Here is a 24,721-nt window from a genome sequence, read left to right as displayed (position 1 = left end):
AGATCGCATTGGCCAGCTGTCAGGCAGCAGCTGGCGCTTTGCAAAAACTGTTCAGCGCATCTGCGGCGATCTCGAAAGATCGAATTCGAGCAGAAGGCTCGTGGATCATGCCCGTCACCATCACCTCATCTGGCTGATAGGTTTTGATCAGATCACCTAACTGCTGCTTGATCGTGCTGGGCGAACCTGTCGCAGAGCATGACAATGCTTGCCTTACCTGATGCAGGAGAGCGGATGGAACTTCTTGCTCAAGGTTGTGGGTTGGCAATGGCAACTTGCTTGGCTTGCCGGTCCTGAGCCGCACAAGGGCCAGGATTTGAGAGGACCGCAGGAATGTCGCCTCCGCGTCGGTGTCTGCTGCACAAACGCCGACGGCAATCATAGCATGCGGCTCTTTTAGCCAGATCGATGGGCGAAATGTTCGCCGGTAAACATCAAGAGCTTCTTCAAGCATCGCAGGTGCAAAATGCGAGGCGAATGCGTAAGGCAACCCCAAATGCGCAGCCAATTGCGCACCGTACAAACTGGATCCGAGAATCCAAATGGGCACGTTTGTTCCGGTGCCAGGGAATGCTTGAACCCCGGTCTCTGTTGCGTCGTCACCGAGATAACCAATCAATTCCAGCACGTCCTGGGGAAAATTGTCCTCCGAGGCCATGTGGCGACGCAATGCGCGGGCCGTGGCCATGTCGGTTCCAGGTGCCCGACCCAGTCCAAGATCGATGCGGTCCGGATAGAGCGTCGCAAGCGTTCCGAATTGTTCTGCAATCACAAGCGGCGAATGATTGGGCAACATGATCCCACCGGCACCAATACGCATGGTTGTGGTCGCAGCCGCGACGTGACCAATGACAAGCGCTGTTGCAGCACTGGCGATACCAGGCATGTTATGGTGTTCAGCCAGCCAATAGCGATGATACCCAGCGCGTTCTGCTGCACAGGCCAATTTCACCGAATTCGCCAACGCATTCGCGACAGTTTTCCCCTCAGGGATTGGCGACAGATCGAGTAGTGAAAAGTGCTTCATGCGGGCCTCCATTACCTGGTACCTATGCTATGCCATTGTATCGGCCAAGATCATGTGCAGGTAAATCACCAAGAATGAGCGGTCTTCCTGCGGATTTCCTTAAGGTGCCTCTACGCTGCCGCTAAAATAGGCTAAAGGGCATCGCACGTCGCGAATACACCTGCAATATCCGGACGGCAGAGCCAGGTGCCGGGGCTGGCTAACTAGTATTCGATCACGGGTCGGACAAGGTCCAGAATTTCTTCTTCTGCAATATAGGCGTCGAACTGTCTTTGCGGCAACGCGGACCGCACCGCCAACACAAAAACGATCGAAGCAAACACAGAGCAGACTGCAACATCCCAACCGAAGGGGATGAGTTTTTGGGCGCCTTCCCCGAACTGCCCGAAATACGAGATCAGGCCGGTTCCAGCGAAATAGGGGATCAACCACAACGCCTGAGTGGTCTCCATGTCACTCAGCTTGCCCGAGAATCTGATCAGCAAAAACGCCAACCCCACCAGCAGGGCGATACCGAGCCGCCATACCGTGTGCCAGCCGCTCCAATACACAATCATGGTTGCTATGATGAAGGCCATGAGTGCAACAAGGCGCACCGCTGGAATTCGGATAGAGCGCGGGTGGTCCGGCAACAGGTCGCGCAGACACACGACCGCGATCGGCCCAACCGCAAAGGACAGAACGATTGCTGCGCCATTTAGTGCGATGACTTCTTTGAACGGTATCGTCAACAAGAACAGCACGCCGATCAGGAAGTTCAGCGCAAGTGCCCAGAGCGGAATGCCCAGTGACGACAACCTCTGCAGGAGCGCCGGTAGAAAACCGTTCTTGGACAGGGCCAGCGTGATCCGCGCGTTCGAGCCGGTGGCGACAAGACCGTTGCCGAAAGGCCCGATGATTGACCCGATGTTGAGCAGCCCCATAAACCAGACGATCCCCACGGATAGGATGATGCCGTCCAATGGACCTTCGCTGCCGAAATTCAACGCGGCCCATCCCTGGCTGAGTGCTTCGGCATCCAGCGCACCGATGAAGGCAATCTGCAGGCCAAGATAGATGGCGGCGCAAAGCAGGATCGACAGGACCAGCGCGGCCGGGATGGTGAGTTTCGGATTTCGGGCTTCACCTGCCATGTCGACCACATGCCGAAACCCGATGAACGAGAAGATTACACCACCCGTCGACACGGCTGCCAAAACACCCTGGAACCCGTAGGGCGCAAAGCCGCCGGTATTGATAAAGTTCGCGCCCTCAAACCGGGTCACAACCAAAGCAATTGATAACAGGACGGGAATGCCGATCTTGACCCAGGTGAAGGCAGTATTCACACGCGTAAAGAACTTAACGCCAAACGCATTGATGATGACAAACAGCAGCATGAGAACCAGAGCCACCACCGTACCGCTGCCAGTCAGGTCACCGGTGTTGGAATCGTGCAGCCACAGCGCATATGGGGCCAGATACTTGAGCATCGCCAGAACTTCGATCGGCGCTGTCGTGTTGTAGCCGATCCATGCGCTCCACCCCATCGCCATGGAAACGATGTTGCCATGCGAAAACTGTGGCACGCGTGCGATCCCGCCTGGGATCGGCAGCATTGCCGAGATTTCGGCAAAGGTCATGGCCAGAATGAACATCGCCGCTGCGCCGATAACCCAGGAAACAACTGCTGCGGGTCCAGCCTGTTGCACCGCCAGCAGCGGCCCCAACAACCATCCAGACCCCATGATTCCGCCGACCGAAATGAACGTCAGACCGAGCAGACCTATTTCACGCTTCATCTGCGCCATGCCCTGAACCCGTTTCCAATCATCTCGGTCACCAGCCGTTCCTGCCGGTCCGTTTCTTCAATCGAGCCAAGGAACCCAGCTGCAATACCTGCCGGATCTCGCAGCATACATCAAACGCTACTGCCTGACGGTAAGAACGCCAAGAAATCTCTGCATCAACCGCATTCATCACACGGTATTTTGCTGTCTCGGACGTTCTGCGATGAGTGTCGTTAAGCGTGTCAGGCAGCGGTCGCTGCTAGTGCATGTCGATGATGGTCGTGGAGTGGTGCGTTGGCGCCTCTGTGCTGCCGGTACCTAAGCTTTCCCACTTGTTCCAGCCTAGTTTCCTTCCCCTTCTTCAAGTGTCTCAAACGTCAGCCCCAGGGCGGTTCGCGGAGCAAAACCTGTCCAATAGGTGTGATCGTCCTTTGGTGTCCCGTCATCGTTCAAAGATACGACTCCGTCGGCGGCTCTGGGGATCAGGTCCAGGTAAGCGGCCTTTGCCTCATCGCCCTTCAAATGAAGATCCAGAAAGGCCGTTACAAAATGCTGGGTGATGTTGTTCATCCGGTTCGTGTCCCACACGGCATCGCCGTAGTGAAAGAACGGCGTGAACGCGACCTTGTCTGACGGCTGCCAGCTTTCAATCGGGGCCGGGATCGGGGCCGCGGCATTATGGTTTGCGCCCTCAAAGACCAGCATGTGACGGTTCGTGCCGGTGGCTTCGTCGAAAATCTGGCGCAGCGCATCGTAACCGGAGATGTCATCCGCATCACCGACCAGCATCATCAGGGGTTTGTCGAAACCGGCCATTGTTTGTGCATCCCAAAAGTCGCGATTGCGTCCCCAGGGACCAAAGGTGACAATGGCCTTGACCCTGTCATCAGGCAGCTCCTCATGCGTTTGGCTGCCTGCGACATGACGATCCAACAGGCGCGCAGGCGGCGCGGCGCGGAAGTTCACGCCGTCTTCGGTGATACCAGCCCCACCGAAAATCAAGGCGCCGTATCCGCCCATCGAGTATCCCACAACCGCAGCGTTATCCACATCGGTGATATCGCCGATCGGGCCATCCAACTCTGCCATCGCTTCGACCAGAAATCTCTGATCCAGCGGGCGGTGGTACAGGGTTGAGCCGAAGAACTTGAAGAAATCGGTATCCTGATATCCGCTGCGCAAATGGTCAGGCGCGATCACCACATAGCCCTTGGATGCAATGTTCTCCGCCAGATGTGACATCAGATAGCGGTCTCCGGGCCAGCCGTGGCTGATCACCACCAGCGGAAAGGTCTCGCCTGCGGCAGGTTCCGCATCACGCGCCGCCTGCCCGTGCAGCTCGATCACCGTCTCGCCGTCGCGCAATAATCCGGAATAGATGCCGCCGGGCTGGGTGCCCTCGGCAGCGGGATACCAGATTTCGGTTGTCAGCGTGCGATCATAGGTCGGTTGCGCTTCGTCCGTGCTGTTCAGAACATCGATCTGGCCCGGATTGGTGAATTGCGTGGTCGCAACGCCAACAGGGTAGTCACCATAATGCGCAAGTTCCGGCGCGTCCGGCCGAATGCGATCCACACGGTTTTCGGCAAGGGCATCCAATGGCATCGAGGCCCCGGACATGGCGATCGCAAGAATAAGGATGTTCTTCATGTAAAGCTCCCTTTTGTGTTGGTAGTTCAAGAAATTCTCAGGCACGCCGCGATCTGGCTAACGGCATGTTTCTCATTGCAATGGGTCCCGCAGATTGCGCAGCTTTACGCATGGCGCGGCGGCCGGGCTTTGACATCCAAAACAACCGGTAGGGCGAGTAGGGCGCCAATCAGGCACATCTGCCACTTGGCTATGCCCCAGCCCTCAATGCCCGGCACGGCAAGGATAAGGCCCGCCGCAAACAGAATGACGCGCATGACAAGTCCAAGCGCGCCGACCCGCATCTCGCCGATCCCCGCGATATACCCCTGAAGGGCGGACCCCAGCAGGAACACTCCAAGCAACGCAGTTGCGGATACGAACAGAACCTCACCGATTGGTCCCTGTCCGATCAGCGCAGGGTTGAGCACGAAGAAAAATGGAACAATATAGATCACACTGCCCAGTCGCATCGCGGCAAAGGCCGCTTTCATCGGAGAAGTCCCGGCCAGCGATGCGCCGGCGAAGGCACCCAAGGCAACCGGCGGCGTGATGAACGACACCATGCCCCAATACAGAATGAACAGATGCACCGCCAACACGTTCAGGCCCAACTGGGTCAATGCGGGTGCCAGCACAATGGCCAAAAAGATATAGCAGGCAGTGACGGTCATCCCCATGCCAAAGATGAACGCGGTGACCGCCCCCATGATCAATAAGGGCAGCACGGCATTGCCCGCAAGGAAGACAAGGTCATTCACCAGCGTACCTGCCAGCCCCGTGGCCGAGAAGGAGCCGACGATCAGACCAACACCCAGCAAAAGCGCAACCAGTTCCGCCAGCGAACGGCCGATCGAGGCTGCCAATTGTACCAGCCCTGTCCATGACAGCCGGGTCGACGGGAAAATCTGGTTGATGATCAATAGCAGTGCGGTGGCATAAAACGGGGCCAGTTTCTCTTGCCGCCAGACCAGCAGCATGAAGATCAGAACCGCAAAAACGATGATATACTGCCACCCTTCGCGAAACACCTGAGAAAATTTCGGGGTTTCGTCGTCCTGCAACCCCTTAAGACCTTTTCGCGCTGCATAGGCATCCAGTTGCACGAACAAACCGAAGTAGAACAACAGCGAAGGTATCGCCGCTGCGATGATGACATTGGCATAGGAGGTGCCCAGAAAGGACGCCATGAGGAATGCGGTGGTTCCCATGACCGGCGGCATCAGCACGCCGCCGGTGGACGCGCAGGCCTCGGTTCCGGCAGCATAATGGCGCGAGAACCCGGTGCGGCGCATCGCTGGAATCGACACGGCCCCGGTGGTCAGAACATTGGACACCACACTGCCCGACATCGATCCCATCAGACCCGACGCAAAGATGGACACTTTGGCGGCACCGCCCCGGTACCGACCAACAACAGACAGGGCGAGATCATTGAAGAACCGTCCCCCGCCGGTATATTGCAGCGCCGCGCCAAAAACGATGAAGCCAACCACGATCTGGCCAAAGGCTTTCATCGGAATGCCAAAGGCACTTTCCACCGACAGGATATGGAATGACACCGTATCCATGAAGGGAAGGGAAAAACCGGAAATCGGACCGGGGATTTTATCCGCAAAAACCGGGAAAACGCCAAAGAAGGTCACCAAGCCAAACACGACCGGTCCGCCCGTGCGTCTTGTGCATTCCAGTATCAAAATGAACAGCAGCAGTGCCATTCCCTGCGCCGTTGCTGGCGCACCGAACTCCCACCCCTGTCTCAGGCTTATATGGCTGGTGGCTGCGAAATAGCCGCATGCGATCAGGGATAGTATGGCAAAAACCACATCAAACCAGGGCGTTTTGGACAGGTCTGCGGATTTGCGGGTTGGGAAGGCAAGGAACGTGACGGCCAGAAAAATACCCGCCAGCAGGAACAGATATTGCGAATCCAGCAGCGTGACGCCGAACAGCTGAAGGTTAAAAAGCTGGTTCACCGCCAGAGCAATGGCAACGACAGCCGCGCCTGCGAACAGCGCAAGCGTAACAGGGGTCAGGGCGCGGTGCCGTTCCTGCACGATCTGCGAGTCATCATTTTGGTCTGAAACCGGGCGATTTGACATGGCGCGTCCGTATTCCTTGCTTGGGAGTGTGAACACGCCCGGCAGTCGCAGGACTGCCAGGCCTAGGTTCAATCACGCACTGAAGTCGTGCTTAGGGCTGATAGACAGGGTCCATGCCTGCGGTCGTCAACGCCGCGTTCCGTGCCGCCATCCATGCGGCCTCGAACTCGTCGTCTGCAACATCTTCGGCAACGAAGGCTTCCCAGGCTTCCTTGAGAACCCCCTGACGTTCGATCAGCCCGTTATTGTGCGCTTCAAAGGCATCGGACCAGGCGCCGATTTCCTTGAAATAGCGCACGGCCCCCGCGTGATAGGGCACCGCCCAATCGAAAGTCTGACGATCCAGCGCCCAGCCGTTGATACCTGGGGCCGCCCCTTCATAATTGGGGAACAGTTCAACCATGGCCTTGGTCATGGAATACACCATCTCTTCGTCCTGCTCCGCATAGGTGATCAGGACCGGAATGGGATAGCCCGCGCCTTCGACGGGGTCTTCCGGCGACATACCGGCCCCGGCGGTGCCCATTTTAGGCACAAAGAAAGGCGCTTTGGCGTGCAGACGTTCCCAGCCTGCGGTGTCGCTATGGGTCACTTTGGGCCATGTGATACCGCGCGGCGAGGCTTCGAGCTGAAAAGCGATCCCGGCCGCCGACAAGCCATTAACCGCGTCGACCTGACCGTTGATCACACCTTCCCATGAGGCGCGGTAACCACCGAATTCAACCAGTTCCACATCGTCAAAGGTCAGGTTCGCGAAGGCCAGCAGCGCGCGGACGTTTTCGTTCAGAGCAGGCGAGCCGACAACCCAGGCAACCCGTTTGCCCTTCAGGTCAGCCATGCTTTCGATGCCCGCATCCGCCGCCGCAGCCATTGACACCAGGGCCCCGCCATTCGAGCTCATCAGAACGCGCACCTCCTGCGGGCCCCAATCCTTGCTGGCAAAGTCAAACACACCTTCTTGTGCAAGGTAGCTTCCGCCGACGCCGGTTGCCGAGAATTGCACGCGGCCCTGACGCAGCGGGATCTGGCGCGAAATGTCATTCTTTCCGGGCAGAACCCGCAGGTCTACACCCAGTTCGTTCTTGAGCGCGCCGCCGATAGCAACCGACTGGTTATACCCGGCCGATCCGACGTCGTAGGCTGTCCATGCGATCTGATCGGGCAAGGCGCCCTTGTCCTGCGCGGTTGCGCTTGTTGCACCAAGCAACAAGGCCGCAACAATGCCCGCGCTGCGTGGTAATAGGGCTTTCTTGATAGCCATGTTTGTTCCTCCCATGAATGTGATTGGCCCCGTGGGGCCTTTGATCAGGTTCCCTTGAATTTCAGAGTTGGCCGCTCTCCACCTTTGGCCAGCGCTTCAGCCGCAGACTTGATTGCCGTTTCGACATCATCGGTTGCGAGAATGTTGGGGATCAGTTCGATCATCTGCGCATCCGCGTTCGGAACGCCACCCGACGCCCAGGCGGTCAGCATCATCTTGGTCGCCGCATGGGCGCGCGTCGGTCCCGAGGCCAGCTTGACCGCGATCTCCATTGCCCCGCTTTGCAGTTCCGCATCCGGCAGTACTTTTGTCAGCAGGTTCAGACGATACGCCTCGGCTGCGTCAATAATCTCAGTCAGCATCACGAGCCTTGCCGCCGCGTTCCGCCCTGCGCGCTCGGCGATCCGCTGCGCGCCACCCGCCAGGGGGAAGACCGCGATGGTCGCTTCCGGAAAACGAAACTGGGCGCTTTCGCCAGCGATGATCATGTCGGTGTGCAGAGCCAGCTCAAAACCAAAGCCAAACGCGTTGCCATGCACCACCGAGATGGTCGGGATCGGCAGATTTTCCAATGCGATCAGCGCCCCGTTTGACAGCGTCCAACGCTCACGCCTTTTCAGGTAGTCCGAGAATTGCGGCCATTCGCGAAAGTCGCCGCCCCAGCAAAAGTTATCACCCTCGGCCCGTACGATCAGCGCCCGCGCACCCGATTGCGCCGCAGCGCTGACGGCGTGCCCCAGTTCCGCCGCGACCTGGCGGTTCACTCGGTTTTGCGGTTCACGGTCCAGAGTGATGATTCCAACATCGCCTTCCTTGTGAAAGCGGACAAATTCCGGGGTGTCGTCTTGTGCCATTAACGTGCCTTTCTGTCGTGCTGACACAGTCGCCTAAGCGCCGTGTCGAGATGCCCAGACATCGGCCAGTCGACCGGTCTGCGTGTATTGATTGGAAAGTCCGATGATGCGCCATCCCGCCTCGGTCAGGCGGATATCGAAATGGGTTGCGACGCGCTCGATTTCCGTCTCGTCCGCTCGGCGACGCGACCAGATTGCATCCGCGCTGGCCGAATGATCGTTATAGACCGTAATCGCCCGGTCGAGCGGTTTCGTGTTGTCATACCCACTCGTCTTGAGCGGGGCATGTGTTGTCGCGAGCAACCCGATCACGGCCTCTTCATCCATCAGCCAGCCGATTCCGTGCATCGACGCGGCGAACATCGGGACGCTCCAGTAATTCAGGATATCCTTGGCATCGCGCTCGGACCGACCGATCGCGGCCCAGGTCGGGACGTAGTCGGAAAACACCCATTGAAACAGGTCTTGGGTCAGGTCGTTGTCCATCACACCCTCCGCCTATGCTGGTTCAGGTTAGGCGCTTAGTGAATGTCTTGACGACATTCGCAACCTGCGCCGGCCGCTCCACATGAGGCCAGTGCCCCGCTTCGGCGATATGCGTTGTCTGAATATTGGAAAACCGTGGCGTTACGTGTTCGCTCAGGAAATCGGGCGTGAAAAAGATATCATCCGAGCAGACCAGTCGAACGGGAAGATTCACTTGCGACGGTTCGCGCCCTGCGGGATCCCCGGTTGTCCACGCATCCAACTGGAACAGGGCGGTATCAACTTCGGTTTCCATCGCGGTTTTCACCAATGTCTGCATCGAGTCGCCGGAGGCGTTCGGCGCCAACCTGCCTCGTCCAGCCTTGATCGCTTCGGGATCGCGGGTCATGGCCCGCTGACGGAACATATCCTGCTGTTCGGCGGTCAGCGGATATCCTTGCAAAGGCGCCGGGCAGATCAGCACCAGTCCTTTCAGCGCGTCACCCAGCCTGGCGGCGACCAGCTCGGCCACCTGACCGCCCATGCTGTGCCCGATCACTACAAAGTCATGCCCGTCAGTGAGCCCGCAAGACTGCAGCGCCGCGACAGTTGCATCTGCAAAGCCCTGCAATGCGGTGCCTGCGCCGGGCGCCTTTTGCTGCAGCGCGCGCAGGTCAACGGCCAGCATCGTCCAATCGGACAAGTCAAGCGCTTGGGAAACGGCCGCTATGCTTTCCGGCGCATCCATAAACCCATGAACAAATAGCAGAATCCCGCGTGTGGTCACCTCGCCCGACACAACGTTGCCTGTCGTTGCATCCACAAGCGGCAACGCGCTTTGGCCCACCGAACCGTCCAAGGTGTTTTGCATCCGTCTCTCTCCCTGATTTCCATGCAGCCATTGCAAAACTGCCGCTCGCGGTTCGCCACCGATGCTCAATTTCGTTGACACCATTTGAACTGGTTACTAGTTAAGACACCTATTGGAATGGTGTCAACTTCATTCTAGTACTGTATCGACCTGTTAACCGTTCAGAAGGTACGCGCATGAAAATCCAAGAGGACTTCCAGCTGACCAGTGGTCGTCTTTGCCTGGATCTTGTTTCAACTTTGCGGGCACGTAGCGAAGAGCGGATTGAGCTCCTCGATCAGCCGGATGCGCTGGCTCATTGGGTCAGCCTGACGCAATTCGCCGATCTTGAAGGCGACCTGAGTGTTTGCGACCGGTCCCTTGCGCAAGCAATAATTCTCAGGGAAGCAGTCCATGGGCTTGTTGTGGCCTTCCGCGAGGGCGCGGCTTATCGGCAGCGCGACATCGACATAGTCAATGCCGCCGCTAACCCCCCTGCGCTTATCCCGCAGTTGATTTACGATCAGCGACTTACACATGCCTTTGCCGCAAGCGGTCAGTCGGACTTGCTGACATCGGTAATGTCCGAAATCGCCAGGGATGCGATCGATCTGATCACAACGGCCCCCGAAACAAGGGTCAAAAACTGCGAAAACCATAAATGTGAGCGGTTGTTCTACGATGACAGCCAGGCCCAAAGACGTCGCTGGTGTTCTATGGACCGATGCGGCAACAGGTCCAAAGTAAAACGTTACAGGTCAAAGAACACCAAGGAGCAGTTGGGCCCGGATCACTAAACACCCCTTTTTAGGGTCACAGCCCCGTAGAATTCACGATTCTTGCAGTTTCTGTATCGGGGTAACTCCAGCGATCGCAGCCTTGATTCAAGCCTGAGCGACGCGTTTCGACTTCATGGGCTCGGCGGCCAGCATGCTCTGCACCATCCGTTGCAGCATGGCCGACCTCACCTCGGCGCTTGACGGATCGGTCCACAGGTTGCGCGTTTCCTGCGGATCGCTGGCAAGATCGAACAGCTCGCCGATCCGGCCGTCGCGATAGACCGAGATCTTGTAGCGCTGCTCGATATAGCTGGTGACATGCGGCATGACCGGGTTGTGCCGGTTCTCACAGATCGCATGATCGCGCGGCGGTGAGCATTGGCCCTGCCAGTGGTCCAGTTGCGACACGCCCTGCATGGCCGGATAGTCGTTGACCCCAGCCGCCTCAAGAATCGTGGGCGCGATATCCAGAAGCGACTGGATCGAGGTTTCGACCGCACCATCGGGCACCTTGCCGGGCCAGCGCACGATAAAGGGCACCCGCAGCATATCCTCGTAGTGAAACGGGCCCTTGGCGACCAACCCGTGCTGACCCAGAAAGTGGCCATGATCGGTGGTGAAGATGATCAGCGTGTCCTCTGCCAATCCCAAGGCATCCAGCTTGTCGAGGATGCGACCAACCTCACGGTCCAAAAAGCTCATCATGCCGTAATAGACGGCCATGTCCTTTTTCAACGCCTCTTCCGGGTATAGGTGGCTGTCGCAGCCATGGGCCTCATGCGGCTGATGCCAGTCGGCAAAGTCTGGGTCGGTCTCCTGTGTTTTCGCGAAATGCGGCGCGTTCAGGTCATGCTCGCCGGGGGTGATGCGGCCCGGCTCCATCTCGTCGGGGTCATACATCGAAGCCCAGGGTTCGGGCACCGTGTAGGGCGGGTGCGGGTCGGGAAAGCTGGTCCAGAGGAAGAACGGGGTTCCATCCGTCGCCGCCCGGTCGATGAAATCCACCGAGCGCTGCCCGATCCAGGGCGTATAGTGCATATCTTCCGGCAAGTCCCAGCTGCGGCCCTCACGCGCCCAATAGGGCGCATCCTTGGCTCGCGCCGGGGCCTTGGCCGACGTCTCGCCCGGAAGCGGCTGGAAGTACTCTTTCCAGTCCGTCAGCCCCTGCTCTTCCATCCACAACGCATAGTGCTGGCCCACATGGGCCTCGTCGGCATGATTGCGCACCAGCTCGACATGGTCGAAGCCATAGAACCGCTCGCTATAGTCGCGCCAGAAGGCCAGATCGCGCAGAATGGGCTGTTTCTCCAGACTGTCACCCGCTAGCGGCTGGAAATGCGCCTTGCCGATCAGCCCGGTGTGATAGCCCGCCTCAGCAAGGGCTGTGCCCACTGTCGGTACATTTTCGTCCAGCTTGCAGCCGATGGTCCAGGCACCATGCTGCGACGGATATAGCCCGGTGATCACGCTGGCGCGCGAGGGCGTGCAGGTGGGTGCCGGACAATAGGCGCGGTCAAACCGCGTGCCCTCGGCGCAGAGCCGGTCCAGGTTGGGCGTGCTGATCTTGGGGTTCACCGCCCCCAGAGCGCTGAAATGCTGCTGGTCGGTGGTTATGAGAAGGATATTGGGACGCGACATGACTTACCCTTTCACCGCACCGGCGAGACCATTGATGAAATACCGTTGCAAGGCGATGAACAGCACCACCACCGGCACGATGGAAATCGTCGCTGCCGCCGCCATGCCGGTCCAGTCGATGAACTGCTCGCCCTTGAAGGCATAGATGCCCACCGACAGCGTCCGGATCGCGGGATTGGCCAGCGTGATGACCAGCGGCAGCAGGAAATCATTCCATGCGTGTAGCACCTGCATGATGACCACCGTCACCACCATCGGGCGCGCTAAGGGCAGCATGATGTACCAGAAGATCTGCAGAAAGGTGACGCCCTCGACCTGCGCGGCCTCTTCCAGCTCTTTCGGAAGCTGGCTGAAATAGCCCGCAAACAGCACCACAAATACCACCATGGCATGTCCCGAGGTGGCCAGCGTCAGCCCCAGCAGATTGGTTGACAGGCCAAGCGCGCTGAGCAGCTCGAACACGGGAATGATGGTAAAGCCCTGCGGGATGAACACGGTGCAGACAAACGCCAGCAGGATCGCGTTGCGGCCCGGAAAGCGATAGCGCCCCAGCACGTAACCGGTCAGCGCGGTGCAGAAAGTCACGATCACCACAGAGCCCACCGTCACGATCAGCGTGTTCAGGAAGTAGCGGCCCATGTTGGCCTCAACCCAGGCGCGGGAGTAGTTCTCCCACGCAAAGCTCTGTGGGATCAGGCCCGGGTTGCCGAACATCTCGGCATTGGATTTCAGTGAGGTCGAAATCATCCAGACAAAGGGATAGATCCAGACCACGCAGAACGCAGCCAGCAGCACCGAGGTGACGAAAATCCGCGCATCCGGTCGGCGGCCTGTCAGGCGCTTTTGGCGCGGCAAATCGAGCGCGGCATCACTCATGCCCGGCCTCCTGCGTGCTGCGGCGCGCACGCCGCGTGGCCAGCGATTGCAGGATGGTCAGCGCCAGCATGATGACGCCAAAGAACACGCCTGCCGCCGCCGCATAGCCCAGACGCGGGATCGAGCCATCCTCGGTCGCGAACGCAGTGCGGTAGATGAAAATCTCCATCACTTCCGAGCCGAAGAAAGGCCCGCCATTGGTCATCGACATGATCAGCGGAAACACGTTCAGCGCTGCCACCGATGAGATCAGCAAGATCGCCACCGCAAAGGGCAGGATGATCGGCAAAATCACATGCCAGATCAGGCGTCCGCCCTTGCAATTGTCGAGCTTGGCCGCGTCATAGACATCGCTGGGCACCGTCTGCAGCGCAGCCAGCCAGTAGATCAGCGTGATGCCCAGCCATTTCCAGACGTAGACCCCGATGACGGAGGGCATCACCGTGTCGGACGATCCCAGAAAATCAATCGGGCGCGTGATCAGCCCGATATTGAGCAGCAACCCGTTAATTGGCCCGTTGAACGGACTCAGCAGAAAGGTCCAGATGATGCCGATCACCGCAACGGGCGTAACGACCGGCAGAAAGATCATGGTGCGGAAAGTGGTCGACAGTTTCAGCAACTGGTTGTTCAGGATCACGGCCAGGATGAGCGACAGGACCAGCTGCGCAGGCACCGTACCCACCAGAAACAGCAGCGACCGCCCGAACGCATCCCAGAAGATCGGATCGCTGAACAGCGTCGCAAAATTGCCAAGGCCGACAAAAACCATATCGGCGTTGAAGCCCGACCAGTCATGCATGGCATAATAGACCGCCGCAAAGATCGGATAGAACACGAACATTCCGGCCAGGATCAGGCCGGGCACCAGCATCAAATACTGGTAGCGATAGCGATAAAGCGTCTGGCTTAGCTGCATTTAGGGGGTCCCGATGGCTGATGCGGCCCCGGCAATTGGGGCCGCATCAGGTGAGTGGCCTGTCAGTAATCCGACGCGGCGAAATCAACATCCGGGTTCCAGTTGGTAAAGACCAGATCAGCCCGATCCACCTTGGCCCCCTCGGCAGTTGCCGCCGCAAAGGCCGCGTCCAGCGATGCGTTGTAATTGTCGCTCAGCTTCTTCATCTCGCCCGGCACATCAGTCAACTCACCGGCGACCAGCCCCTGCACGGTGCGCGCGAAATTGACATCGGGCGCCACGAAGGTGCCGATGACCTTGGCCAGATCGCCATTGCGCACGATCGGGTTGGGCCCGACGCGGATCTGGTCGTTGAACAGTTCCAGTATCTGCTTGGACCGCGGCGACATATCCGCCTGCGCCACCGCTTCGGGCATGATCGGCGGGTCGCCCGCGCCCACGATGTTGGCCCAGGCGGTCTGGCCCTCAAGCGTTCCGAGATAGTGAAAGATATCGCCCGCAATCGCGCCATTCTCGGACCCAGAGAACAGGCTGATCGTGTTGGGCGCGGCACCGCCTTGCGAGATCGTCAGCTTGCCCACCGGTCCACTATCCGGCACCGGGCCGGAGGAAACGCCAAAATCGAAATCGGGGTTCTGGCCTTCCCAGCTTGGGATATTCCACGGACCCTGCAGGATCATGCCTGCCGCGCCTTGCGGCATATAGGCCCGCGCCTGCGGTGCGTTCAGGTTCATCAGTCCGGGGAAGAAACTGCCATCGTCGCGCATGGCGATCAGCAGCTCGATAGCGGCGATATAGGCATCGCTGTCGAAGACATACTCGCCCGTGCGCAGGTCGATATCTGCATCCAGAACCGAGTCGCCTCCGGCGCTCGCACCCGCCATCCGCGCCAGGTTGCGCACACTCTGCGCCCAACGGTTCAACTGAGAGCCACCAAGGATAAAGCCGAAATACCGCCCTTGTCCCGCTTCGGTGATCTTGCGCGCCGCCTCGCGGAATTCAGACTGCGTCAGCGGTTTGGCTTCGGGATCGAACCCGGCATCGGCCACGTATTGTTTGTTATAAAGCAGATGTGTGCCGTAGCGCTTGTTCGAGGTGAAAGGCAGGCCATAGGTCTTGCCCTCAAACTCGTTGATGCCGGGCAGGAACGCACCTGCCGGGAAATTGGCCTTCCACTCTTCAATGTTGGGAATGAATTCATCATAGGGCTGCACCCAACCCTGCGCCACCGCGTCGGCAAGACTGACATTGCGCGGCGTAACAAAGACATCATGGGCAGTGCCATTGCGCACGCCCAGCGGTACGACCTTGGCAATCTCGTTCCAGGGCAGGGGATCATAGATGACCTCAATACCGCGATCTGCCGCGTAATCGGCAAAGAACTTCTTGAAGAACACCGCCTTCTGGTCGCCGCTATCCACCCAACGGAACGTTGCGCCCTTCGGAATGGAATTGATCGGCGGCTGCACCGTCTGCGCCAACCCCGCTGTACCTTTCAGTGACAGCATCGCCGCGCCCGCAGCAGACCCCATAAGGAACTCGCGACGGCCTAGGCGGGCCCGAGTGACTTTACGCATATTTTCCTCCCATTTCACCCCGCTCACACCGGCGCGGTTTGATTCACGGGCAGTTTATAGGCGCGCCAACTGCAAAAAAGCTTGAAAGTTTTTTAATTTCGATAACGATCTGTTATCAATATGCTGGAAAACACACTTCTTCTGCAGCGGTTCGTCAGCGTCGTTGAAAACGGCACGCTCCGGCGTGCGGCCGACACCCTGAACGTGACCCAACCCGCGTTGACGCGCAGCCTAAAACTGCTGGAAGAAGCGGTCGGCGGTGCCCTGTTCGAACGGCGCGGGCGGGGGCTGTCCCTGACCCCGCTGGGTGATCAGCTTTTGTCGCAGGCGCGCCACCTGCTGCGTGAACATCAATTGGCCGAGGCGGAACTGGCCGCACTGCGGGAAGGAGAGCGCGGGCAAATCCGCATCGGTGCCGCGTCGGTCTGGATGACCAAGCTGCTGCCGCCTAGTATCGCGCAAATGCATGAGACCTATCCGCTGTTTTCGATCTCGCTGCAGTCGATGAACTATCCCGAGGCGGTCGAAGCCCTGCAAAGCGGTCAGCTTGATGCGTTTTTTGGAGGGTTCCAGCATGTCGAACCCCTGCCATCCTACCTGATACGGACCCCGCTTTTCAAAGCGCGGCTCAAGGTCGTCGCCCGCAAGGATCACCCGATCCTGCAGCAATCGCCGGTCCGGGCCGAGGACCTGTCGCGCTATCACTGGGTCTCGTTCCAGAGCGAGCTGGCCTATCTTTCGACCATTGGCGAAGCGATCCGCGCGGCCACAGGATCGCGCCCCTATGCCAGCATCAATTGCGACTCGATGATGACCGCGTTGGATTTGCTGCGCCATGGCGACTACCTGGCGCTCCTGCCCAGCAGTTTCCTCAAATCCGACGGGCGCGGCGATCTGGGGATCATCGAAACCGATCTGGACGAGATCGCCTTTGATTCCGGCCCGATCTATCGCCGCAGCCTGCAACAGAACAAGGCTTTTGGCACACTGCTGGACAAGGCAATGCAACAGGTCGACGCGCTGAAAATGGAACGGTAGGCGTCTAGTCGAACCGGATGGTCAATTGCGCGTCCCAGACTTCTCCGGGTGCCAGAACGGGCGCGGCAGCGCTGGTTCCATCCGCGTTGCGGGCGCAATTGCACGGCTCGACCGACAGGATGTTCCTGCGCGCGCGCAGGTCGGACCAGAGTTGCAGATACCCAAGGCTGTCCGCATCTGCCTCAATCTCGGCGCGAAACGCGGGCCAGTCGTCAAAGGCCGGGCGGTTCACCACGGTGATCGACCGACCATCCGCTGCTATTTCCAGGCACTCCGCCGGGCCGGTTTCTACGGTTGGCGTGTGCTCTTCCCCGTTCACCTTCAGGCTCAGCCCCGGTCCAAGCGCGGGATAGCCGAAATTCAGGTGATAGAGCGCATAAAGCGGCGCGGGCTCTGGCCCGATATTGCGCACCCGGTCGATCAAGCGCAGCGTGCGACCGCCAACCGGCGCTTCGACCCGACGTGTCAGAGTCAGGCAGGCACCGTTTAGCCGGGCCTTTGTCACCTCCCCCTCAACATAAAGCACCCCGGTATCCCACTCTTCGCCCGCAGCGATCAGACGCGCGGGGGTCAGGGGCAAGGTGCCATGCATAGGCAGGCCGCCGCGTGCGCGCCGGATATTGTCGAACCCACAGGTCACCAGAAACCCGCTCAGCGCTGCCGACAGACCGGTTCCGCCAAAGGCGTCCGCATCATGCAGCCCCGGCGCCATAAACCCCGCAGGGTGCTGCCACGCCACTGGCATGCCGCCGAGCCAAAGCGGCCCGATATCCAGGCTCCGATCCGACAGCACCCAGAAATCCAGCCCGCCACCGGTGGAAAAGACAAGCGCCCGCGTACCGCGCTCAGGCCCGTCATCCAGCGCGATCCGCCGAACCGAGGCAAGCTGGCGTGGGGTCGCCATGGCTGCTGGGTCGAACATCACTCGGCAAGCACCGGGTCGGCCAGTTCCAACCGCCGATAGGCTTCCGGCGGGGCATCAAGCGACGCCATAGCGTCCAACATATGCGCCTGCATCCGTGCCTCGACCTGCGGTTGGCGGATCGGCTCTGCCTGCTGCGGGTCCGCCCTCAGGTCATAGAGCCGGGTATCGCTTTCGATGATCGCCCCCGGCCCATAGGGCTTATACATCGCGGATTTTTCATGCACCGGCACCTTCAGCACGGGCTGTCCCCTGGTGAAAGACAGGGGCGGTGACAGGGTCGCCGCGCGCAGCTCATCGCCCAAGAAGAAATCGAAGATATGCGTGGGCATCAGCGTATATTGATAAATCTCCTGCCTGATCACGTCGGCAGGGAAACGGAAGTAAGTGTATTGGCCGTCCGTCACATTCACTGCACCCCCGAAAAACCCGTAGATCACCGCCTCATGCCCCGGCGCGCCATCCAACATCGGGATCAGCGAGCGGCTGCGCATCTCTGGCGCCTGTTCGCCGCCATGCAGATCAAGGAAGGTCGCGCAAAGGTCGGGCGTCTGAGTCAGCGCCCTGATCCGCTGGCCCGGTCTGGGGCTGCGCGGGTCATGCAGGAATAGCGGAATCTGGGCGATCTCGTTATAGAGGTTCATCCGGTTCTTGCCCCAGAAATCATGCTCCCCGAGCAGGAAGCCATGATCGGTCGTGACCACCAATGCGGTGCTTTCCCAAAGCCCCTCACGGTCGAAATGGTCCAGAACCCGCCCCAGCAGCGCGTCGCAATGAGCCATGCTGGCATAGTAATTCGCGCGCAGCTCATCACATTCCTCTGGCAGATCATCGACCCGGCCATAGCGGGGCCAGTCGAGGATCGGGCCGTCCCACTTGGTGGGAAACTGTGCGCGGAACCGCTCGGGGGCCTGAAACGGCTCATGTGGGTCGAAGCACTCGATCTGCAGAAACCAGTCATCGGCCTGCGCATTGCGCCGCATGAAGTCCAGCCCGCATTCCACCGTCTGCGCCGAGGGGAAATCCTCTTCCTCGCGAATGCGCTCGCGGTTGAGCATATTGGCCAGCTTGTAGTGACGGTTGGTCGCAAATTGGCTCTGATGAAACCTCTGGCTCAGGTCATCCCAGTCCGGATCAACCACGCCGGTCCATCGGTCGCCCTCCTGCCCGCGCACAAGATCATAGCCGGAATAGCGGTTGTGATAGGTGGCACCGCCATCCTCCCAATAGTGAAAATGGTCGGTCGCCAGATGGCTATAGACACCTTTCTGCTCGGCCAGCATTTCGGTGAAGGTGTTGTCGAAGGGCTCAATCGGTCCCCAGCTGCGATGCAGGAAGCTCATCCGCCCGGTCAGGATATCCCGCCGGGCGGGCATGCAGGGCATTGAGCCCACATAATGCTGGTCAAAGGTCGCGCTGCGCGCGGCCAGCCGGTCGAAATTGGGCGTCGGGACCTCGGTACCGCCATAGGGTCCCAGCATGTGCCGGTTGAGGCTATCGAACAGCAGGAAGACGGTTTTCATTTGATGGCTCCGGACGTAAGACCGCTGACGATGAAGCGTTGCGCGATCAGCAGCAGGACAAAGGCGGGCAGGATCGACAGGGTCGATGCAGCGGCCATTTCGGTGAAGGCGATAGTGTTTTCCTGGGCGTATTTTCCGATGCCCAAGGGCACCGTTGCGGTCTGACGCTGGCTGAGCGTGAGGGCCACGGGAAACTCGTTCCAGCTGAAGATGAAGCAGAGGATGCCGGTGGCGGCTAGACCCGGCCGCACGAGGGGCACGACGATATACCACAAGAGCTTGGGCGTGTTCGCGTTGTCGATGCGCGCGGCCTCGACCAACTCGCGAGGGACATCGCGGATAAAGACACCCATCATCCACAGCCCCATCGGCAGGTTGATGGTGGTATGGGCCAGGATCAGCCCGGCATAGGTGTTGTCCAGCCCAAGCCCTCGGAACATGGTGTACCATGCGCCCGCCAGCGTGATCGGCGGGATCATGTGAAAGATCACCGACCAGGCCAGCACGCCGCGCAGCACCCATGGCGCCCAGACCAGCCGATAGAGCGAAAATGCCGCCAGCGTAGCGACAACCAGCACGATGGTGGTCGAGGCCGAGGCCACGATCATCGAGTTCTTGAAATTGGTCAGGAAATCCGAAGTCTTGCCGCTGATAACCGCATCGAAGTTGAACCATGTCGGCGTGAACCAGACCTGCCCCATCAACAGCGTGATCTGGGTCTTGAAACTGGCGGTGACGATCCAGACAAACGGGAACAGCACGATAACCACAAACCCCATCAGCAGGGCGTGGCGGAACAGCGCCGGGGCGCGTTGCTCGATCATTCCGCCTCCCTCCGGTTGCTCAGCCGCATGGCCAGCACGATCAGCAGCGCCACCACCGCGATAGTGGCCAGCGACATCGCCGCGCCATAGCCGCTTTGGTCCTCGGTGAAGAAGCGGCGATAGATGGTGAAGCTGATGACCTCGGTCGCGGTGCCCGGCCCGCCCCCGGTTAGCAGGTAGATTTCGTCAAAAACCTTGAATGCCAGGATCATGCGAAAGACGAAGGTGACGATGATCGCGGGCAGCATCAGGGGTAGAATGATATAGCGCAGCACCTGCCAGTTGTTCGCGCCATCGATCCGCGCCGCCTCCTGCACATCGGTGGGCAGGCTTTCCAAACTGGCCAGCATCAGCAGGAAGCAGAACGGCGTCCAGTGCCAGACATCGACGATGATCACCGACAAAAGCGCCAGATCGGGATTGCCCAACCAGTCCACCGGCGCGATGCCAAAAAGGGCAATCAACTGGTTGATAACTCCGAAATCGTAGGAATACATCAGCTTCCAGATCGCGCCGATGATGATGCCGGGCACCAGGATTGGCAGGATGAAGACCGTGCGGTAGAACTGCCGCAACCGCTTGATCCGGGTACAGAGCAGCGCCAGCCAGAATCCGAGGATCATCTGGAACGCAACAGCGACGATCGAAAAGATGATGGTGTTCAGGATGCCCGCGCGAAACAGCGTGTCGCTACCCAGCTTGGCATAGTTCTTCAGCCCCACCCATTCCCAAACCGCGACCCGGTCCAGCCATTCCACCTTGTGAAAGCTCAGCGCGCCGAGATTGGCCAGCGGCAGGATGGTAAGACAAATGAACAGGGCAATCGCCGGGGCAAGCGTGGCGTAGCGCCAGAACCTGTCTGACGACATGTCGTCACCTCCTGAATGCGGGATCAAGGCATGAAAGATGGCCGCCCAGCGGGGCCGGACGACCAGGGAGAAGCTTAGGGCAGATCGTCGAGCTTGGGCGCCTCATAGCCCGCCTCGGTCATGATCTGGTGGATTTCCTCGGCAGCGGTGTTCAGCGCCTCGTTCAGCGGCATCTGCCCGCCAATAGCCTCGTTGAGGCGCAGTTCCGTAACCGCCACGATCTGGCTGGCTTCCGGGATAAGGAAGGTCAGGCCGGCGGTCGGGATCGCATCGGCCAACGCCTTCATCCAGCGGAATTCCTCGGTCTCGGACATTGGCCCTTCCAGCACCGCGCGGCTGACAGGGGCGGAGCCAGCTCGCGCATAGGCCTCTTGCGCCTCATCTGACTGGAACCATGAAAGGAAGGCCAGTGCGGCTTTCTTGCGCTCTTCATCGGTGTTCTTGGGAACCCCTGCCAGCCAGTGACCCAACGGCGTGGCCGCCGCGAACCCCTCACCGGCAGGAGTGGCGGCGTAGTTGACCTTGCCCACCACGGCAGACTGGTTCGGATCATCAAAGAGGCCCGGTGCAAGCACTGACATGATATGCCCGGCCTTGCCGGTCGCCATGTTCTGGATCACATTGGCCTGTGTCTGACCTGCGGTCGAGGGATGCCCCACATTGGAGGCGAGGCTCATATAGGTCTGCATCCCCGCCAGCGTTTCGGGGCTGTTGATGGTGATGGTGAAATCGCCCTCTTTCTGATTGCGGAAAATGCCGCCGCCATGGGACCAGATATAGGGAAAGACGTCATAGGTGACGTCAAACGCCCCGCGCTGACCGCGCTGCGAGATGCCATAGCGGGCGGGTTGATCGTTGAGCGCCTGCGCGTTTGCCATCAGCTCGGCCCAGGTCTGCGGAACCTCAAGCCCGTTCTCGTCATACAGATCGGCGCGATAATGCAGGATCAGGATGTTGGGGTTCACCGGCACCGCCATCAGCGCGCCCGCGCCATCACAGGTCACTCGCTCGGCACCTGCATCCCAGCACACGCTGTCATCGAACCTGTAGATGTCATCACTCAGCGCAAAACCGGGGTCGATCTCGGTCAGGGGTTGCATGAAGCCGCCCTTGTAGAACTCGACAAAGAAACCCGCATTCATGATCAGCAGATCGTAAGGGCTTTCATCGGTCCGCACCGCCGTGCGCTGTTTCTCAAGGCTGCCGGCAAACGGGTTGACGTCCAGTTCGATCGTGTTGCCGGTGGTTTCCTCGTAAAGTTCGACAACTGATTGAAAACCGGGGAACCAGGGCGATTGGTTGATCACGATGGTGATCGGCACCTGATCCGCCGCCTGCGCCGCCGTCAGCGACAGCGCCATGGCTGCACCCGAAACAAGGCCGGTGAGGCCAGCAAGTCTTGCAGTGGTACGTGACAGCATTCTTATCCTCCCATTCAGCAGCCCGCCGCCAGAGTACGGAGCAGGCCGAGATCCAATCAGGCTGTCACAAAGTCACTCATTCTCATAATGATGAATATTCGCCTCTCCATAGCTGCTAGCTATGGTCAATTCACTTTCTCAACCGCGCAGCGCGCCTTCAACCGCTGTGCAACGAACTCTGCGGCTGCCGTCAGCAAGCGGGGTTTGCGATAGATCAGCCCCGCCGTTCGGGTCGACACCAGCTCTGGCACGTCGATCTCGACAAGTCCGCTGCCTTCCGCAGTCCCCAGCAGCGACCGCGTCGTGTAGATCAGCGCGTCCGAGCCAGCCACGAATTGCAGCAAAAAACTCAACGAAGTCGATGTGACCTGTGGCTCAGGCAAAGCATGTCCACGAAAGCTTGTCTGACCATCCAGTTTCCGCCGCGCCAGCACATGCTGCGGCGGCAGCGCCCAGGCCATCGCCAGCACCGTCTCGGTCGGAACGTCACGTTGCCCGACCAGCGGGTGTCCCGCGCGCGCGCACACAACCAGTTCGTCCTCGGTCAGTTCCTCGAAACCGAACACCCTGCGCCTGTTCTGCGGTTCTTCGGCCACCACATAGTCCAGCTCACCGTTTTCCAGTGCCTCCAGCATCCGCTCGTCGAAACCGCTGGAAATCGACACCTGCAACCCCGGCCGCGCTCGCAACGCCTCGGCGACCACATCCGGCAGGATGCGCCGCACCCAGGACGGCCCCGCCCCGATGCGCACGCGGCCTGCCGTGCCGCTGCGCAGCGCCTCGATCTCTTCGACCGCGTCAGAGACCTGCGCCAGAACCAGCCTTGTGTGCCTTAGCAACTGCTCGCCCTCTCGCGTCAACACCACGCCGGTCGGCGAACGTTGAAAGAGCGTGGCAGCCAGTTGCCGTTCCAGTTGCTGGATCGCTTTCGACAGCGTGGGTTGCGCGACATTGAGCGCTGCCGCCGCGCTGGTGATGTTGCCGATCTCAGCGGTCTTGTGGAAATAGGCCAGCAGCCTCAGATCAACGGCGGGTTTCGCTGTCATATGTCGAACGCCACGCGAAAGCCCTGATGGGTCGTGGCGCTGTCGGGCGAATTCCCCGACCGCGCGGCAATCCGGTAGCGCCAGCAATAGGTGGAATGGCACAGGAAGGACCCGCCTTTGAGAACGCGGTATCCCTTCATGGTCTTCAGCCGTTCGCGCACAGCCTTCTTCAGCGAAGGAATGCGAAACGGGTCCGCTGTCCATTCCCAGACATTACCGACCATATTGAACATCCCGTAGCCGTTGGGATCGAACGACCGGGCCGGTGCTGTTGTCAGATAGCCATCCGCAGCCGTGTTCTGATGCGGAAACCTCCCCTGCCAAATGTTGCAGGGGTAATAGCTGGTGTCATCGGGCTCAGCGCTGCCCCAGGGATAGGGCACATCCCCCAGACCTCCGCGCGCGGCGTGTTCCCATTCAGCTTCGCTCGGCAGACGTCCCTCCGCCCAGGCGGCATAGGTACGGGCGTCATTCCAGGATACCTGCACAACAGGATGATCGGGATGCCAGGCGGCTTCTTCCGATCCCGGCCCGTTGATGTCGCGCCAATTCGCGCCGTCGACCCGGCGCCACCATTCGATCCCGTCCACCCCCAAAGGGTCCGCGACGCCGCGCGGCACGTTCAGCCAAAACACAAAGGACCAGCCGATATTCTCTGCCTCGGTGACATAGCCGGTGTCATCGACAAAGGTCTGAAACTGCGCGTTGGTGACCGTCGTCACCCCAACGCGATAGGGCTTAAGAACGCCCGCCTTGCGCAGTTCTTCGCCATCATCGGGAATGATGGGCCGACTGGTGCCCACAATCGGCCGCCCACCCGGAATTTCCGCGGTGCCTTCCAAACGCGGCGAACCTTTTTTTGCGAAAGCCATCGGCACCGCGGTGTGAAGCCGACGCTCCGTTCGAGGAGAACAACATTCTGATTTTCGAGCACTGGGGATGATCAAATCTCGACAACTTTCCAGACTATGTGGCTTGTAAACTCAGGCCTGCCCAGCGAGCCTGACAAGGCAGTTTAAGGCCGAACCTTGTGCCGGAGCAACCCTCGGGCTGTGTTGCATGTTTTGACGTATGACGCTCTCGGAGTCGGCAGGTGAATGACCGTTGGTCATGCCAAAGGTCAACTCACCCAGGGTCGGACAAGACTCGACTCCGATAGGGTTTTCACGCCCGGGTCAGAGGCGATGCCGGGCGGATACACGCAGATTACCTCGGCGCAGTCCAACGGTCTGTTAGCGTCCGAACCCCGCAAAAAACCACCAACGGGCCGAAAATGTTGTGTTTTTGTTAGATAGGAAACATGTTTAGTTGAGGACGTCGGAATACATGAAC

Annotated in this window: 21 protein-coding genes; 2 read left to right on the top strand and 19 right to left on the bottom strand. The window is 59.6% G+C overall.

Annotation, left to right across the window (positions count from 1 at the left end):
* Positions 1-19: 19 nt before the first annotated feature.
* The 8 genes from AB1E34_RS07250 to AB1E34_RS07215 form a co-directional block, all read right to left on the bottom strand.
* A complete protein-coding gene (locus tag AB1E34_RS07250) occupies positions 20-1,027 on the bottom strand; it encodes an LLM class flavin-dependent oxidoreductase (RefSeq protein ID WP_372571670.1) in 1,008 nt (335 codons plus the stop codon).
* A 203-nt stretch (positions 1,028-1,230) separates the two neighbouring features.
* Positions 1,231-2,808 (bottom strand): APC family permease, encoded by a 1,578-nt coding sequence (locus AB1E34_RS07245; RefSeq protein WP_372571669.1) that lies wholly within the window; start codon positions 2,806-2,808, stop codon positions 1,231-1,233.
* A 330-nt stretch (positions 2,809-3,138) separates the two neighbouring features.
* Positions 3,139-4,446, bottom strand: coding sequence for an alpha/beta hydrolase family protein (locus tag AB1E34_RS07240; protein ID WP_372571668.1), 1,308 nt, complete (start codon positions 4,444-4,446; stop codon positions 3,139-3,141).
* 104 nt (positions 4,447-4,550) lie between these two features.
* Positions 4,551-6,563 carry a TRAP transporter permease gene (locus tag AB1E34_RS07235; RefSeq protein WP_372571667.1) on the bottom strand — a complete coding sequence of 671 codons (2,013 nt, stop codon included), beginning with the start codon at positions 6,561-6,563 and terminating at the stop codon, positions 4,551-4,553.
* 55 nt (positions 6,564-6,618) lie between these two features.
* Complete coding sequence (locus tag AB1E34_RS07230; RefSeq protein WP_372571666.1) at positions 6,619-7,788, bottom strand: TAXI family TRAP transporter solute-binding subunit; 1,170 nt, start codon at positions 7,786-7,788, stop codon at positions 6,619-6,621.
* Positions 7,789-7,832: 44 nt separating this feature from the next.
* Positions 7,833-8,642, bottom strand: coding sequence for an enoyl-CoA hydratase/isomerase family protein (locus AB1E34_RS07225; RefSeq protein ID WP_372571665.1), 810 nt, complete (start codon positions 8,640-8,642; stop codon positions 7,833-7,835).
* A 33-nt stretch (positions 8,643-8,675) separates the two neighbouring features.
* Positions 8,676-9,128 (bottom strand): DUF6841 family protein, encoded by a 453-nt coding sequence (locus AB1E34_RS07220; protein WP_372571664.1) that lies wholly within the window; start codon positions 9,126-9,128, stop codon positions 8,676-8,678.
* A gap of 22 nt (positions 9,129-9,150) precedes the next feature.
* Entirely contained in the window at positions 9,151-9,978 is an 828-nt protein-coding gene (locus tag AB1E34_RS07215; protein ID WP_372571663.1) for an alpha/beta fold hydrolase, read from the bottom strand.
* A 176-nt stretch (positions 9,979-10,154) separates the two neighbouring features.
* Here AB1E34_RS07215 and AB1E34_RS07210 point away from each other — a divergent pair, with 176 nt between their 5' ends.
* Positions 10,155-10,754 (top strand): CGNR zinc finger domain-containing protein, encoded by a 600-nt coding sequence (locus AB1E34_RS07210; RefSeq protein ID WP_372571662.1) that lies wholly within the window; start codon positions 10,155-10,157, stop codon positions 10,752-10,754.
* Between the two features lie 87 nt (positions 10,755-10,841).
* On the opposite strand, the gene AB1E34_RS07205 is transcribed toward AB1E34_RS07210, so the two are convergent.
* From AB1E34_RS07205 to AB1E34_RS07190, 4 genes are all read right to left on the bottom strand, one after another.
* Positions 10,842-12,374 (bottom strand): sulfatase family protein, encoded by a 1,533-nt coding sequence (locus AB1E34_RS07205; protein WP_372571661.1) that lies wholly within the window; start codon positions 12,372-12,374, stop codon positions 10,842-10,844.
* 3 nt (positions 12,375-12,377) lie between these two features.
* Entirely contained in the window at positions 12,378-13,250 is an 873-nt protein-coding gene (locus AB1E34_RS07200) for a carbohydrate ABC transporter permease (RefSeq protein ID WP_372571660.1), read from the bottom strand.
* Complete coding sequence (locus AB1E34_RS07195) at positions 13,243-14,169, bottom strand: carbohydrate ABC transporter permease (protein WP_372571659.1); 927 nt, start codon at positions 14,167-14,169, stop codon at positions 13,243-13,245. The genes AB1E34_RS07200 and AB1E34_RS07195 overlap by 8 nt, the downstream gene beginning before the upstream one ends.
* A gap of 62 nt (positions 14,170-14,231) precedes the next feature.
* Positions 14,232-15,746, bottom strand: coding sequence for an ABC transporter substrate-binding protein (locus AB1E34_RS07190; protein ID WP_372571658.1), 1,515 nt, complete (start codon positions 15,744-15,746; stop codon positions 14,232-14,234).
* A 120-nt stretch (positions 15,747-15,866) separates the two neighbouring features.
* Between AB1E34_RS07190 and AB1E34_RS07185 the strand changes: the two genes are divergently transcribed.
* Entirely contained in the window at positions 15,867-16,784 is a 918-nt protein-coding gene (locus AB1E34_RS07185; protein ID WP_372571657.1) for a LysR family transcriptional regulator, read from the top strand.
* A gap of 4 nt (positions 16,785-16,788) precedes the next feature.
* On the opposite strand, the gene AB1E34_RS07180 is transcribed toward AB1E34_RS07185, so the two are convergent.
* The 7 genes from AB1E34_RS07180 to AB1E34_RS07150 form a co-directional block, all read right to left on the bottom strand.
* Positions 16,789-17,688: a DUF4432 family protein gene (locus AB1E34_RS07180; RefSeq protein ID WP_372571656.1), complete on the bottom strand. Its 900-nt coding sequence runs from the start codon at positions 17,686-17,688 to the stop codon at positions 16,789-16,791.
* Between the two features lie 17 nt (positions 17,689-17,705).
* A complete protein-coding gene (locus AB1E34_RS07175) occupies positions 17,706-19,229 on the bottom strand; it encodes a sulfatase (protein WP_372571655.1) in 1,524 nt (507 codons plus the stop codon).
* Positions 19,226-20,053, bottom strand: coding sequence for a carbohydrate ABC transporter permease (locus AB1E34_RS07170; protein WP_372571654.1), 828 nt, complete (start codon positions 20,051-20,053; stop codon positions 19,226-19,228). The genes AB1E34_RS07175 and AB1E34_RS07170 overlap by 4 nt, the downstream gene beginning before the upstream one ends.
* Positions 20,050-20,922, bottom strand: coding sequence for a carbohydrate ABC transporter permease (locus tag AB1E34_RS07165; RefSeq protein WP_372571653.1), 873 nt, complete (start codon positions 20,920-20,922; stop codon positions 20,050-20,052). The genes AB1E34_RS07170 and AB1E34_RS07165 overlap by 4 nt, the downstream gene beginning before the upstream one ends.
* A gap of 74 nt (positions 20,923-20,996) precedes the next feature.
* Positions 20,997-22,343: an ABC transporter substrate-binding protein gene (locus AB1E34_RS07160; protein WP_372571652.1), complete on the bottom strand. Its 1,347-nt coding sequence runs from the start codon at positions 22,341-22,343 to the stop codon at positions 20,997-20,999.
* A 125-nt stretch (positions 22,344-22,468) separates the two neighbouring features.
* Entirely contained in the window at positions 22,469-23,389 is a 921-nt protein-coding gene (locus AB1E34_RS07155) for a LysR family transcriptional regulator (protein WP_372571651.1), read from the bottom strand.
* Positions 23,386-24,261 carry a formylglycine-generating enzyme family protein gene (locus tag AB1E34_RS07150; RefSeq protein WP_372571650.1) on the bottom strand — a complete coding sequence of 292 codons (876 nt, stop codon included), beginning with the start codon at positions 24,259-24,261 and terminating at the stop codon, positions 23,386-23,388. Before AB1E34_RS07150 ends, AB1E34_RS07155 begins: the two co-directional genes overlap by 4 nt.
* Positions 24,262-24,721: the final 460 nt, after the last annotated feature.

It is taken from the genome of Ruegeria jejuensis, assembly GCF_041537905.1.
Classification (GTDB): domain Bacteria; phylum Pseudomonadota; class Alphaproteobacteria; order Rhodobacterales; family Rhodobacteraceae; genus Ruegeria_C.
Note: the sequence above shows the minus strand (reverse complement) of the source record. Positions and strands in the feature narration are given on the sequence as shown.

Coding starts and splice junctions, on each gene's coding strand:
- AB1E34_RS07185 (WP_372571657.1), top strand. CDS start 15,867: ATGCTGGAAAACACACTTCTTCTGCAGCGGTTCGTCAGCGTCGTTGAA.
- AB1E34_RS07190 (WP_372571658.1), bottom strand. CDS start 15,746: ATGCGTAAAGTCACTCGGGCCCGCCTAGGCCGTCGCGAGTTCCTTATG.
- AB1E34_RS07170 (WP_372571654.1), bottom strand. CDS start 20,053: ATGATCGAGCAACGCGCCCCGGCGCTGTTCCGCCACGCCCTGCTGATG.
- AB1E34_RS07210 (WP_372571662.1), top strand. CDS start 10,155: ATGAAAATCCAAGAGGACTTCCAGCTGACCAGTGGTCGTCTTTGCCTG.
- AB1E34_RS07240 (WP_372571668.1), bottom strand. CDS start 4,446: ATGAAGAACATCCTTATTCTTGCGATCGCCATGTCCGGGGCCTCGATG.
- AB1E34_RS07195 (WP_372571659.1), bottom strand. CDS start 14,169: ATGCAGCTAAGCCAGACGCTTTATCGCTATCGCTACCAGTATTTGATG.
- AB1E34_RS07215 (WP_372571663.1), bottom strand. CDS start 9,978: ATGCAAAACACCTTGGACGGTTCGGTGGGCCAAAGCGCGTTGCCGCTT.
- AB1E34_RS07165 (WP_372571653.1), bottom strand. CDS start 20,922: ATGTCGTCAGACAGGTTCTGGCGCTACGCCACGCTTGCCCCGGCGATT.
- AB1E34_RS07220 (WP_372571664.1), bottom strand. CDS start 9,128: ATGGACAACGACCTGACCCAAGACCTGTTTCAATGGGTGTTTTCCGAC.
- AB1E34_RS07230 (WP_372571666.1), bottom strand. CDS start 7,788: ATGGCTATCAAGAAAGCCCTATTACCACGCAGCGCGGGCATTGTTGCG.
- AB1E34_RS07150 (WP_372571650.1), bottom strand. CDS start 24,261: ATGGCTTTCGCAAAAAAAGGTTCGCCGCGTTTGGAAGGCACCGCGGAA.
- AB1E34_RS07250 (WP_372571670.1), bottom strand. CDS start 1,027: ATGAAGCACTTTTCACTACTCGATCTGTCGCCAATCCCTGAGGGGAAA.
- AB1E34_RS07175 (WP_372571655.1), bottom strand. CDS start 19,229: ATGAAAACCGTCTTCCTGCTGTTCGATAGCCTCAACCGGCACATGCTG.
- AB1E34_RS07160 (WP_372571652.1), bottom strand. CDS start 22,343: ATGCTGTCACGTACCACTGCAAGACTTGCTGGCCTCACCGGCCTTGTT.
- AB1E34_RS07205 (WP_372571661.1), bottom strand. CDS start 12,374: ATGTCGCGTCCCAATATCCTTCTCATAACCACCGACCAGCAGCATTTC.
- AB1E34_RS07225 (WP_372571665.1), bottom strand. CDS start 8,642: ATGGCACAAGACGACACCCCGGAATTTGTCCGCTTTCACAAGGAAGGC.
- AB1E34_RS07200 (WP_372571660.1), bottom strand. CDS start 13,250: ATGAGTGATGCCGCGCTCGATTTGCCGCGCCAAAAGCGCCTGACAGGC.
- AB1E34_RS07155 (WP_372571651.1), bottom strand. CDS start 23,389: ATGACAGCGAAACCCGCCGTTGATCTGAGGCTGCTGGCCTATTTCCAC.
- AB1E34_RS07245 (WP_372571669.1), bottom strand. CDS start 2,808: ATGAAGCGTGAAATAGGTCTGCTCGGTCTGACGTTCATTTCGGTCGGC.
- AB1E34_RS07180 (WP_372571656.1), bottom strand. CDS start 17,688: ATGGCGACCCCACGCCAGCTTGCCTCGGTTCGGCGGATCGCGCTGGAT.